This window comes from Armatimonas sp. (assembly GCF_964826245.1).
In genome coordinates this window covers 1-12,172 of sequence record NZ_CBAYMC010000133.1, presented here as the reverse complement: position 1 = coordinate 12,172, position 12,172 = coordinate 1, and the positions used below count along the sequence as shown (strand labels likewise).

9 protein-coding genes are annotated in these 12,172 nt (G+C 61.0%); 6 read left to right on the top strand and 3 right to left on the bottom strand.

Features of this window, described 5'->3' with window-relative positions:
* Positions 1-2,251, bottom strand: a 2,251-nt coding sequence (locus AC1XOS_RS13510) for a valine--tRNA ligase (protein ID WP_481962749.1), incomplete at its 3' end; no start/stop codon positions are given.
* A 428-nt stretch (positions 2,252-2,679) separates the two neighbouring features.
* Between AC1XOS_RS13510 and AC1XOS_RS13505 the strand changes: the two genes are divergently transcribed.
* Positions 2,680-3,618 carry a prepilin-type N-terminal cleavage/methylation domain-containing protein gene (locus tag AC1XOS_RS13505; protein ID WP_481962748.1) on the top strand — a complete coding sequence of 313 codons (939 nt, stop codon included), beginning with the start codon at positions 2,680-2,682 and terminating at the stop codon, positions 3,616-3,618.
* Between the two features lie 2 nt (positions 3,619-3,620).
* Here AC1XOS_RS13505 and AC1XOS_RS13500 read toward each other — a convergent pair whose 3' ends face one another.
* Positions 3,621-3,875 (bottom strand): hypothetical protein, encoded by a 255-nt coding sequence (locus tag AC1XOS_RS13500; RefSeq protein WP_481962747.1) that lies wholly within the window; start codon positions 3,873-3,875, stop codon positions 3,621-3,623.
* A gap of 171 nt (positions 3,876-4,046) precedes the next feature.
* Between AC1XOS_RS13500 and AC1XOS_RS13495 the strand changes: the two genes are divergently transcribed.
* The 5 genes from AC1XOS_RS13495 to AC1XOS_RS13475 all read left to right on the top strand — a co-directional run bounded on the left by AC1XOS_RS13495 (position 4,047) and on the right by AC1XOS_RS13475 (position 10,388).
* On the top strand, positions 4,047-6,824 hold the full coding sequence (locus tag AC1XOS_RS13495; protein ID WP_481962746.1) for a hypothetical protein: 2,778 nt from the start codon (positions 4,047-4,049) through the stop codon (positions 6,822-6,824).
* Between the two features lie 105 nt (positions 6,825-6,929).
* Positions 6,930-7,406, top strand: a complete 477-nt coding sequence (locus AC1XOS_RS13490; RefSeq protein WP_481962745.1) for a hypothetical protein — start codon at positions 6,930-6,932, stop codon at positions 7,404-7,406.
* Positions 7,407-7,531: 125 nt separating this feature from the next.
* Positions 7,532-8,635 (top strand): type III polyketide synthase, encoded by a 1,104-nt coding sequence (locus tag AC1XOS_RS13485; protein WP_481962744.1) that lies wholly within the window; start codon positions 7,532-7,534, stop codon positions 8,633-8,635.
* Positions 8,632-9,309, top strand: a complete 678-nt coding sequence (locus AC1XOS_RS13480) for a methyltransferase domain-containing protein (RefSeq protein WP_481962743.1) — start codon at positions 8,632-8,634, stop codon at positions 9,307-9,309. Before AC1XOS_RS13485 ends, AC1XOS_RS13480 begins: the two co-directional genes overlap by 4 nt.
* Positions 9,297-10,388, top strand: coding sequence for an FAD-dependent oxidoreductase (locus AC1XOS_RS13475; RefSeq protein ID WP_481962742.1), 1,092 nt, complete (start codon positions 9,297-9,299; stop codon positions 10,386-10,388). Before AC1XOS_RS13480 ends, AC1XOS_RS13475 begins: the two co-directional genes overlap by 13 nt.
* Here AC1XOS_RS13475 and AC1XOS_RS13470 read toward each other — a convergent pair.
* Positions 10,385-12,130 (bottom strand): family 10 glycosylhydrolase, encoded by a 1,746-nt coding sequence (locus AC1XOS_RS13470; RefSeq protein WP_481962741.1) that lies wholly within the window; start codon positions 12,128-12,130, stop codon positions 10,385-10,387. The two genes, AC1XOS_RS13475 and AC1XOS_RS13470, sit on opposite strands and share 4 nt — an antisense overlap.
* Positions 12,131-12,172: the final 42 nt, after the last annotated feature.

The following is a 12,172-nucleotide window of genomic DNA, read 5'->3' as shown; positions in this document are numbered from 1 at the left end:
TCGCCACCGTGATCTCCTGCACCATCTCCCACTCGGCTTCAGCGGCTTCATCGCGGTACGGTAGATCCTGCGGAAACGCGGCCTGCATCAGAAAGTCGCAGCCTGCCGCTTCTTTTGCACCCGGGAGCGCCTGCCAGAGAGTCTCGGTGAGGTGCGGCAGGATCGGGTGCAGGAGGCGCAGAGCACGCTCCATGGTGAACCAGAGAACGGCTTTCGCGCTTTCATCGCCCGCCGCAAACCGGGGCTTGGCGGCTTCCACGTACCAGTCGCAGAAGTCGCTCCAGAAGAACTCGTAGAGCGCACGGGACGCATCATCGAGGTTGTAGGTTGCAAAGCCCTCGTTGACGATCTCGGTAGTAATAGCGAGGCGCGAGAGAATCCAGCGATCCACCAGTGCGCCCCCCACAATGGCCCCCCCGTTATCGGGGGCGGGGGGGGCATACCCTTCCAGGTTCATCATCACAAAGCGTGAGGCGTTCCAGATCTTGTTGGCGAAGTTGCGGGCCTGCTCGACCTGCTCCTGCTTGCCTGCCTTCACGGGCTTGAAGCGAATGTCCTGGCGCTGACCGGCCTCACGAGCCAGAGCAAAACGAAGCGCGTCGGCTCCGTAGAGGTCAATCAGCTCCACGGGGTCAATGCCATTGCCCTTGGACTTGCTCATGCGCCGCCCGTGCTCGTCGAGAACCGTCGCGTGGATATAGACATCATCGAAGGGCTTCTTGCCGATAAAGAGCTCGCCGGTCATGATCATGCGCGCCACCCAGAGGTAGAGAATTTCTTGGGCGGTCGAGAGCAGGCTAGTTGGGTAGTAGTAGGCAAGATCCGCCTCCGTGTGCGGCCAGCCGAGTGTCGCAAAGGGCCAGAGTGCGGAGCTAAACCACGTGTCGAGCACGTCTTCGGACTGGAGAATATCAGGCGAGCCAAGTTTTTCTGCCGCCTCGTCTCGAGTGCGCGCGAAGACCCAGCTACTCGCCTCCTCGGGGTTCGCGTCGGTCTTGCGCCACACGGGCAGCCGATGGCCCCACCAGAGCTGGCGCGAGATGGGCCAGTCGCGGATGTTCTCCATCCAGCGCAGATAGAGCTCGCGGTAGCGCTCGGGCAGGAAGCGAATGGAGCCGTCTTTGACCACGTCAATGGACGTGTTGACCATCTCCGTGCCGCCCATCTTGCAGAACCACTGGCTTGATGGGCGCGGCTCGATCACAGCCCCAGACCGATCGCAGTAAGGCACGGCATGGCGATAGGGCTCGATCTTCTCCAGCAGCCCCAGCTCCTCCAAGTCCGCCACGATCCGCTTGCGGGCCTCGAAGCGATCCAGCCCGGCATAGACCCCGGCGTGCGCGGTCATCTTGGCATCGGGGCCGATCACCTCGATGCGCTCTAGGCCATGCCGGTTGCCCATCTCGTAGTCGTTGGGATCGTGGAACGGGGTGATCTTCACCGCGCCGGTTCCAAACGCCGGGTCCACAAAGTCATCGGCGAGCACGGGAATCTCACGGCCCACGAGCGGCAGCATGATGGTCTTTCCCAAAACGGCCTTGTAGCGCTCGTCTTTGGGGCTCACGGCCACGGCGGTGTCGCCGAGCATGGTCTCGGGGCGGCTGGTGGCCACGATAATATGCCCGCTGCCGTCGGAGTAGGGGTAGCGCAGGTGCCAGAGGGAGCCGTCTTCTTCTCGATTATCAATCTCAATATCCGAGATCACGCTCTGGAAGCCTGGCGACCAGTTCACCATGCGCTCCCCGATGTAGATGTAGCCGTCAGCGTAGAGTTTCTCAAAAACCGTGTGGATCGCCTCCACATAGCTCTCGTCCATGGTAAAGCGCAGGCGGTCCCAGTCGTAGCTGGCCCCGAGTCGCTGCATCTGACTGACAATCTTATTGCCATACTCCTCTTTCCACTCCCACACTTTCTCGATAAACGCCTCGCGCCCTAAGTCATAGCGGGTCTTTTTCTGCTCGGCGCGGATCTTTTTCTCCACCACAGCCTGCGTCGCGATTCCCGCGTGGTCGGTACCAGGCAGAATTAAGACATTAAATCCGAGCATGCGCTTCCAGCGCCCCAGCGTGTCCATCACGGTGTGGTTGAGCGCGTGGCCCATGTGCAGTGCGCCTGTGACATTGGGCGGTGGGATCGTGATGCAATACGGCGTCCGGCTGTCCGGCGTCGCTTTAAAACAGTGATTTTCCAGCCAGAGGGCGTAGATCGCCGCCTCGGCTTCCTGCGGTTCGTAGCGTGTTGCGAGTTCCATATACCTATTTTCTCCGCCGGTTGGAAACCGGCGTCTGCAGTAGCCTACGGCTGCGAAGCCCGTGCCGGGCTTTAACGGCGCGAAGCGCCACTTCACGCCCTGTTCACGGGGCGGGCGAACAAAAAGCCCCGCGTCTCTAGGCGACATAGCCCAGGGACGCGAGGCTCCAGAAAAATTTAGAGCCGCTCGCGCGGTACCACCCCGGTTCGTCGGTGATCCCACCGACGCACTTTCGTGCGCTGTTTCGGGCGCAGCCCGTCTCCACTCAGAAGGCGACCTTCAGCAAGCTCATCCCGATCGCAGCTCTCAGCCGGTGACTGCGACTCTCTGGTGGGGGAAACCTGCCTACTCTTCCTTCGTCAAGATGGCGACTGTCAAGTTATAGAGAGATTATAGCCCGTCAGCGAAGAGTTTTCCAGGGGTAAAACATGGCGCACCGGCTCTACAAGCTCAGGCTCGGGCCGCTGGTGCGCCATCGCTTTGACAACCAATCAAAGCTCTCTACCCTCTGTCCGCAGATTCTGGGAGAAACGCTCCAGGCCGTTGCCAGCGCCCCGAAGCACCTGCTGATTCTCCAAGGAGATCACCATGGAGCGCAACGGGCTAACATAATTTTAATGATTCTGCTGCTCAGGCAGGTTACAATGGGCACCATGAAGCGTGGATTTACTCTGATTGAGCTACTCGTCGTGATCGCGATTATCGCGATTTTGGCAGCGATTCTCTTCCCAGTTTTTGCCCAAGCGCGTGCCAAGGCGCGACAAGTGAGCTGTCTTTCCAACATGCGCCAGCTTGGGATTGGGCTCTCGATGTACGCGCAAGACTACGATGAGACGCTCTTTTTCTTCGGGCACAACGTGGATTTTTCGCGCTCCAACCCCGCCGTGACCTTAGGGGCCAATGCCTCCAATCGCTGGTGGAACCAGATCCTCCCCTACACCACCAACGTCCCGAGTCTCTTGATCTGCCCCGACGATGGCAGGCGCACCCCGAACTCCACGGACAACAAGCCGCGCTCGTATGTCGCCAACCGCGCCGCAGAGTCGCTGACTCTTGCTGCCGTAGACACTCCCGCAGATATTATCGTCGTTACAGAAAAAGCCGGGCAGTTTGATGACTCCTGGTTCGAGCCCCCCAAAAACCTCTACGATAAAGCAGGCTTCGGAGAGCCGGTTCTTGCTATCACACGCCATCAGGGCGGGGTCAATGTGACGTTCTTTGATGGCCATGCCAAGTGGATGAGCAAGGGAGCGCTTCTCAAAGACCCGTGTGGCCTGCCGTGGTCGGGCGTAGACTTGATGCGTCGCTACCCCATCCCCTTACCCAACCCGGCCCGCACGCCGTGGCATGTTAACTGTCCAAACTAACCCTAGCCGCTGGGACAAGCCACGGCGCTGACTTCGTCCCAGCGGCCCGCATCAAAGGCGATGAGCCAGGCAAAAGGCTTCCCCTTGCGGTCGGTGTAGACCGCGACAGCATTTTGTAGCTCCGCTTCCAGGCTCGCCCCGCGCTTTATCGGCTCTAAGGGCTTTCCGGCGGCTGTCAGCAGCAAATCACGGTTCTCCCGCCCCTCAACATACGCCATCGCACGGCGTGTCCCGATCTTCCAAAGTCTTGCGTTCATGCCGGGAAGTCTATCAAACTATAGTTTGTTTTGCAAGTAATTTTTCAGGGGATATTTTGGCTCTGGCGTAGGTTTTCGTCGGTCCTAGAAAAAATAGGCCCTCGCACAGCTCTTTTTACTCAGGCAATTATTCTCCCGCCACGGCATACTCTTTCCTAGGAGGACGCCGTCATGTCCGAGGAACGTGTTTGCCTAGATTTTCTTTTGAATGAGCTACGTCGCTGGCGCACCGAGGGCCGCGTCCCCGATGCCTTTCTTGCACCGCTCTACGACGAGTACGCGGCTCGCCGCGAGGCACTGGATCCCCCACGCCTGGCGATGTACGACCTGGGAACCGATCTCGCTACGCCTCCCCCCGTGCCTGCCTCTGCGCCCCGTCGTGGTTTCTTTGCCTTTTTAGAGGAGCGCAATATCGCCGCGCTCCACCTCGTCGGCTCACTGCTCTTACTCGCCGGGCTCTTTTTACTCGTCCAGTGGCAGTGGGAGGGCATCGGGCGCTTCCTGCTCTTGATTGTCCTAGCACTCTCTTCCGTGGGCCTGTTGCGTCTGAGTGACAGCCTGCGTGAAGAGCATCCTCAGAGTGCGCAAGTGCTGGGTATCCTCGGCTGCCTGATCGTCCCGCTGTGTGGCATCGCCCTCAAAGTCTTCGGCCTCGCGGCACTGCTCTCCTGGCCTCTCGTCGCGCTCTTGACAGCTCTCGTCAGCGCCGGCGTCTATGCCTGGCGGCTTCGCATTACACAGGAGCCGCTCTTAGTAGGCCTTCTGGCAGGGGCGGGAGCCGGAGCTGTTTGGGGCATTGCAGGGCTCGTCCCTAACAGCCTCGCCTGGCCCGTCCTCGTCCTCGGTCTGCTAGGGCTAGGCACGATAGCTCTGTGGGGAGTTCAGGGAAGCGACTCCCCCCTGGAGCGGGTCCGAGCACTGGCGGGACATGGGCTGACTCTGGCGGGGATCGGTGCATCGTCTCTCTGGGTGGCCAACGGCGATGGTCACACGAGCAACGCGATCTTTGGCCTTACCCTCCTGGCAGCATCGGGACTCTACGGCCTGACGAGTAACCGCCTCAAAGTTGAGTGGCTGGGCTATGTCGCCACGATCACTGCCGCACTGGGGAGCCAGCTTCTTCTCCCGGACAGCGCCAGTCTCGTGGCTCGGGGAGCAATTGCAAGCGCAACGGGAGCTCTGATCCAGCTTCTCGCACGGCTCCAGCAGTGCCCCAAGCCCTACCAAAAAAGTGCCGATGCTCTCACGCTGCTGGGGACGATCCCCCTCTTGCTCGGCCCTGAGCTACGCGACCTGCCACTGGCGGGGCTCTTCGCCACCGAAGCGATTCTCTGGCTTGTGGCGGCTAAAAACGCACAGGGCTTCCGCTGCGCCGTGTTGCTGGGTCTGGCAGCCTCTCGTCTTCTTGCCATGCCTCTGGATGCCTACTTTATCTCTCTAACCGGCCTACCTGCCAATGCGCTACGCTGGCTTCTCGTCCCGGCACTGGCACTCGGCCTCCTGAGCCTGCGCCCTCGCTCCGATGAGCAGGCGACGATCCTGCGGCAGGGTGGGATCGGGGCGTTTGCCTGGGCCTGCGCCGGGCAGCTTGATGGGCTATGGAGCTTCGGTAGCGACCGTCATGCGGCGACCGTTAGTGCGGGAGTTCTCTTGGTAGCGGCCGCGGGGCTCGGGCTCTGGGGGCTCAGGCAGAGACAGTCGCTGGCGGCACGAGCTGCCCTCCTGCCTCTAGGATTGGTCACCGCCGTCCAGTGGCTCTCCTGGCTCAATCATGCTCCACTTTTGCCACTGCCCCTTCTGGCGCTCTCTCTCGCACTGGCGGGAGCCACCCTCACGCAGCGCCCGGAGCTTTCCCTCCGTGCCATCCTCTGGCTGTTCGCGGCGGGGCATCTGGCGGCGGGCTTGTTGCCGCAGGCGCTTCTGCCCTTCTGGGGACTTTCTCTGCTCCCTGTCCTTCTCTGGCTAGACCGCGCCGAGGGCGAGTCGAAAGAGCCGCTCCGGCTGACGGAGTTTTTCACCACACTGAGCTTTCTGGCCGCCGTGTTCCTGCCCTCAGGTGTCTCCCCTCTTAGCATTCTCGTCACCGGGCTTGCCCTTGCTGTCGTGCCCCTTCGCCTGCACCGTCCCAGCGGCGTGGCGACGGCGGCGGGTCTCGCGACGGCAACGGTCACCCTTGCTGCCAGCGGCTTTCCACATCCCCACTTCTCACTGGCCCAGGCGGGGTTTCTGCTCTCAGGCATCGCCCTTTTCTGGCTCGGGCTTGCGGCGGGTCTGCGCCGGAGCACACCCCTCTGGGAGGTACTCAGTACGGTCAGCGTCGCGACCGTCGGTGTGGCGGTTGTGGTGGGGCTTCTGGGGCTGGCTGGCGAAGATCAAGGCCGCTGGACAATCTTCACGCTGGGGCTGGGAGCCATCACCCTCGCAGCGACAGCGGGGCTACGCAGCCAGCCAAACTACCTCCATAGCGCTTTTGCCTGTGCCTTCGCCGCCTTTGGCCTCTACTTCTTCGACCAGTACGGTCTGGGCTCAAACCGGCTGAATTACTTTTTGCTCCCTCTGGGAATCTACCTGCTGTTTGTGGCAGAGCGTATGGATCAAGCCCCTCTCCGGGGACCAGGTCTGCTTCTCTTGCTGGGCTCGTCGTTTCTGGCTGTCGCACTAAACCCACACGAGTGGCAGCACGCGATTCTTCTGGTGCTAGAGTGCCTGATCGCAGTTGCGGCAGGGATTGGGCAGCGGGTAAAAGTTTACTTAGGCGGTGGCGTTGCTTTTCTGATCGCGCTCCTGATCCATAAGCTCTGGGATCCTCTGAGGGAGATCAACTTTGGCGTGTACTTAACGATCCTGGGGATCGGCGTCCTAGCAATCGCCCTTCAGTTTGAGAAGCGCAAAGAGGCTCTACGGCGCTGGGCGGACTCTGTCCGTGACACCTACCAGAGCTGGGACTGAGTGTCGTTTGTCACTCCTGTCACACACCTCAAGTGGGGGGCGTTTCTTCTCATATAGGGCGCTGCGAAAGCTCCCTAAGTAAACGAGGAGAAGGAGCTTACGGAGATGAATACCAAGCACATTCTACTAACAGGACTAGCGATGATCGGGCTGGTAGGAACCGGCTGGGCGCAGGGAAACGGCCCTAGACTGACCCGACAGGACGACAAGAACGCGATGCGTAACCTAGGGGCTGGCCTCGGTGCGGCAGCCGTGGGCTCCGCAGTCCGTGGCCGAGTCGGGGAGGCGATTGTTCTGGGTGCAGGAGCCGCCTACACAGGCAAGAAGTACGAAGATGCTCGCAAGGCCCAGAGGGATGAGGATCGGTTCGGACGCGATAGCCGAGACGGACGCTACAACACCGATGCCTACGACCGAGATCGGTTTCAGACTCCCTCCCGCTGGGAGCGAGAGCGCATTGAGCGAGAGCGGCGCGAGCGAATCGAGCGCGAAGAGCGTGAGGCCCGCCTCCGCTGGGAGCGGGAGCACCGGGGACGCGATTGGGAGCGGGACTGCCGCGACCGGGATCACCGCCGGGGCTAGTGGGCTCTAGCGCCTCGCCAAGATGGCACGGGAAGCAGCGACTTCCCGTGCCGTTTCTCTTTGGAAGTCGAAAGACAGGGAACCCTGAGATGGTTTCATGCATTTCCAGTGATACGATCAAAGTCATGCCTGTCTATCTTCACCATATCGAGACTCTTCTGCCGCCAACATCGTACCCACAGGAAGAGATCGCCGCGACTCTGAAGCGCTCGGTGGCAAAGGGGGATCGGCGAACGGAGAAAATTATCCACCATCTCTACGCCCAATCCGCGATTGAGCGGCGCTCCAGTGTGGTGACGGACTTTCTCCCCGATGCGGAGCCCGGCATCTTCTACGACAGAGCAACCGACGCGTTTCTATGCCCTTCGACCGGGGCGCGCAACGCACTCTACACCGAAGCCGCACGCACGATGTTTCCGACGATTGCCACCCGCACACTCGCGGCCTCGGGGTTTGCACCGGAGCAGCTCACCCATCTGATTACCGTCTCCTGCACGGGTTTCTTCCAGCCCGGCCCCGACTTTGCCATCTTAAAAGCGTTAGGGCTCTCCGCCCATGCGGAGCGCTACCACTTAGGCTTCATGGGCTGCTACGCGGCGTTTCCCGCGCTGCGAATGGCAAAAGCGTTCTGTGAGGCCAACCCGGAGGCTGTGGTGCTGGTGGTCTGTCTGGAGCTATGCTCCCTGCATGTCCAGTGGACGGCAGGCATGGACGATCTTCTAGCGGGCTCTGTCTTCGCCGATGGAGCCAGCGCTACCGTGGTGAGTGCCCGTGAGCCGCAAAGCGCGACAAGCGCCCTGCGCCTTGACGCGTTCTCTTCCGCGATTGCCCCCGCAGGCGACTCGGACATGGCCTGGACGATTGGTGATGTGGGCTTCCAGATGCGACTCTCGTCGTACGTGCCGGAGATCATTCAATCCAACGTGAAAGACGCGATCCAGCCGATCTTGGAGAAAGCCGAGCGCACGCAAGAAGAGATCACGCACTGGGCGGTACATCCCGGAGGCCGTGCTATCCTAGATCGGGTTGAGCGCGGGCTAGACTTGCCAGAATCAGCTCTCGTGGCATCGCGAGAGGTGCTACGCAACTGCGGCAACATGAGCAGTGCCACGATTCTCTTCGTTCTCAAGGAGCTTCTTTCACACGGCGTCGCACCCGAGGACACACTGCTAGCCATGGCCTTTGGCCCCGGCCTGACGATAGAAACGGCGCTCCTGACGGCTCTATGACGCTTTATCTGCGAGAGCGAGCCCAATCGCTGACAGAGCGCATGGACGATCCCCACTGCGATGAGAAAAAGCTGGCACGAACCTACGAGCAGTTTGCCACGATCAATGCGCTGCTCTCCGGCTGGACGGAAATCTACCGGCGTGAGCTTCGTCCCACGCTACAAGCGGGCGCTCGGACCGTTCTGGACATCGGCTGTGGCGGCGGGGATGTCCTCCGACACCTGGCCAAGCTCACCCACCGCGATGGCCTTTCGGCAGAGTTCCGTGGCATAGACCCCGACCCACGCGCCATTGCCTTTGCCCAGGCGCAGCACAATCCTGCCAACCTCCACTTTGAGAAAGCCGATCTGTACACACTCCCCTCGGGCGCAGATATTCTTCTCTCCAACCATGTCTTGCACCACCTCACCAGCGACGAAATAAAAACCCTCTGCACGGCCTGCGAGCGCCTTGCCTCCGTTAAAGTCATTCACAACGACCTTTGCCGTGATGACCGGGCGCTTCTGCTCTTTCCTTTTGTCGGGGGCTGGTTTCGTCACTCATTTATCTTTGAGGATGGCATGCGCTCGATTCAGCGTGCTTTTACGCAAAAAGAGCTAGAAAAAATCGTCCCTCCTGGCTGGCAGGTCACCCCCTCCGCCCCGTTTCGGCTCCAGCTCCAATGGAAAGCGTAGAGATCGCTATTGTCGGAGCGGGGCCGGTGGGCCTGACTCTGGCGGGGCTTCTGGCACAGCGCGGCGTGACGGTTGCCGTTCTGGAGCGGCGCAGAGAGCGCTCCCCTCACTCCCGCGCCATTGGAATCCATCCCCCTGCCCAAGACGTTCTTCGGGCACTGGGGCTCGGTGAGGCGCTTGCCACCGAGGCAGTTGCCATCGGGGGAGGCCACGTGTTCTACGGCAAGAGGCGGCTCGGACGGCTTGCTCTGCCCGAAGCGCCGCTGGCACTGCCCCAGGCACGCACCGAAGCGCTCTTGGAAGCCCACCTGGAAACCCTCGCACCCGGTGCGCTGCGGCGGGGGCTCAGCCTGGAGTCACTCACGCAGTCCCCAGACCATATCGAGCTGCAAACGTCCTCAGGCACGACGCTCACCGCAACGCTTTTAGTGGGCTGTGATGGCACGAACAGCAGTGTACGGAAGCTCTCAGGCATGGGGCGCACGGGCCGCCTCTACCCCGACCGCTATCTCATGGGCGACTTTGCCGACGACACGGAGTTTGGCAGCGATGCAGCGCTCTTTTTTAGCCGCGAGGGGATTGTCGAGTCGTTTCCCCTGCCAAACCAACAGCGCCGCTGGGTAGCCCGGCTCAATGAGAGAGCTCAGGACAGCAAAGATCTCGCAGCACTCGTGTTTGCTCGCACAGGCCGACGGCTCCCGACGGACACTTGCACCTGGCTCAGCCCGTTTGGCATCGAGGGCTTTGTCGCAGAGACGTTTCTCAAGGAAAGAGTCGCACTCGCGGGCGATGCGGCGCACGTGGTCAGCCCGATTGGCGGCCAAGGCATGAACCTGGGCATCCTAGGCGCTGCCGCTCTCGCCCACGCCTGGGACGGTACCCCCGAGTCGCTGAAAGTTGCCCTGACTGCGCACCACAAAAAAGCACAGCGCGTGGCTCGCCGTGCCGCCTTCAACACCCACATGGGCCGTCCCCTCGCCCCTCTGAGCCCACGCCGGGCACTGATCACACTCGCTCTAAGGCTTCCACGACTCTCACAAAAGTTTGGCGAGGTTTTTACAATGCGGGACCTAGCTTAAAATCCCGTTCCTGAGGTTCCTCGGTAGAGGATCACGGGTGGCTCGGGCTTTCCGGCGGCTTTTTGTTCCGCGCGACGGCGGCGTAGCTCGCCCAGCAGGCCAGGGATGGTGTGCGGGGCCAGAGCACTGACTTTAAACGCCTCTTGAAAGATTGGCCAGAGCGGCTCAATATCGTGAGAGAGATCGAAGCACATGATGCCCTGGGTCGTCGCGCAGGCAGCCTGGAGCGTGCGCTTCAGCTCTTCGGGGCGGTCTTTGTAGTGCTCTAACAGAATCCCCGCGTAGGCAAAGCTGGCATCTCCCACCGCGCGGTTGGAGAACTGCCCTGCGGCCTCTACGGTGTCGCCGATATTGCGCCCGAGCGCCAGCGCATCGCGCAGGGTGGGGATTTTGTAGTAGCAGCCCGTCACCACAAAGTCCGTTAGCCCTGCCCAGCCCTTGTCCTGGTAGTCGTCACTGAGGAAGTGAAAGCCTGCCTGCAGGTCATCTGCGGCCCAGTTCGCGCCCAGCTCGGGGTAGTCCGGGTAGTTAGAGCCGACATAGGTGGCAAATTTCAGCTCAGGCTTGATCGCCTTCACCGTTTTTGCGGCATCGCTCACAAAGCTCTTGAGGGTCTGTGCGCGAAACGTGAGCCACTTTTCGTAGAGTGGGCCCGGCACGGGCCAGCGGCGCTCCAGAGTAGGCCAAGCCGTTTCCCAGCGAAAAATATCATGGGGCCAGCTCTCGACGGGCTTTCCAAGCGACGCCTCAAAGTCTTTCCGGGCTAAGTCCGAGAAGTCCGCGTTGAGGGCGGCGTAGCGCAGCCTATCGTCGAAGATCACACCATCAATATCGTAGCCCTTTGCCACTTCCGCCAGAATGTCTAAAAGCCGCTTACGGACATCGGGGTGGTGCGGGTTGGTGATCAGGGGAATCTGGCGCTGAGGCATGTCCCCGAGCTTCACAAAGCGCGGCGAGCTGGTCGGCAGGAGTGCCTCACCGAGCTTCTTGGAGCGTAGCCAGCTTGCCTCACTCCCCCCAACGGCCACCAGGAACGCCCCACCCTCGCTGGGTCTGGGAGCCAGCGCCGTCAGCGCAACGCCCTCGAAAAGCGCGGTAAGCTTGCCGTCTTTGTCCAGCGCCACCGCGTAGCTCTCTTTCGTCAGCTTGGGGAGTTTGCTGGTCTCCGTGCTCACTTGCAGCTTCTCACCAAGCACATTTCCCTCCACCGCCACCGTGGTCTCGTAGAGCACCGTCTGCCACTCGGGCTTCTGGACGGCCAAGCCGCGCTTGGGAAACTCACGATGCCCCTCGGAGAAGGCATTGAAGGCGATAATCAAGCTCAGGCCCTGCTTACGGCACTCCGCACTCATGAACTTGAGAGGATCGAAATCGGCAGGGACTTTGTAGGTTGCCCAAGGCCGCACCCACTCAGTAAGCTTGGGGGCAAGCTGGCTAGGGTAGAGCGTCTCCCCGATAATTGGCTTCACATCAAAGACAATCGTGTTAAACCCGACGGTCTTGATCTTGGCTACCAGCGCTTGAATCTTCTCCGCAGTGTTCACCCGCTCCATGTTAGCCGTCGCGTCTATCCAGAGCAGCCGTCCCTGCGCCTTTCTCTCACGGCAGAGCTGCTGGGCAAGACCATAGCCATCATTGGCATCATCCAGTGCGGTAAACGGAAGCTGGGGAAACGGCTGGTACGGTGTGAGAGATTGGTACTGCGCGGGGGGCTGAGCCAGCGTGATTACGGGTGGAAGCATAGCTGTCATTTTACCTGCTCTGTCAAAACCAGCAAATCTCTC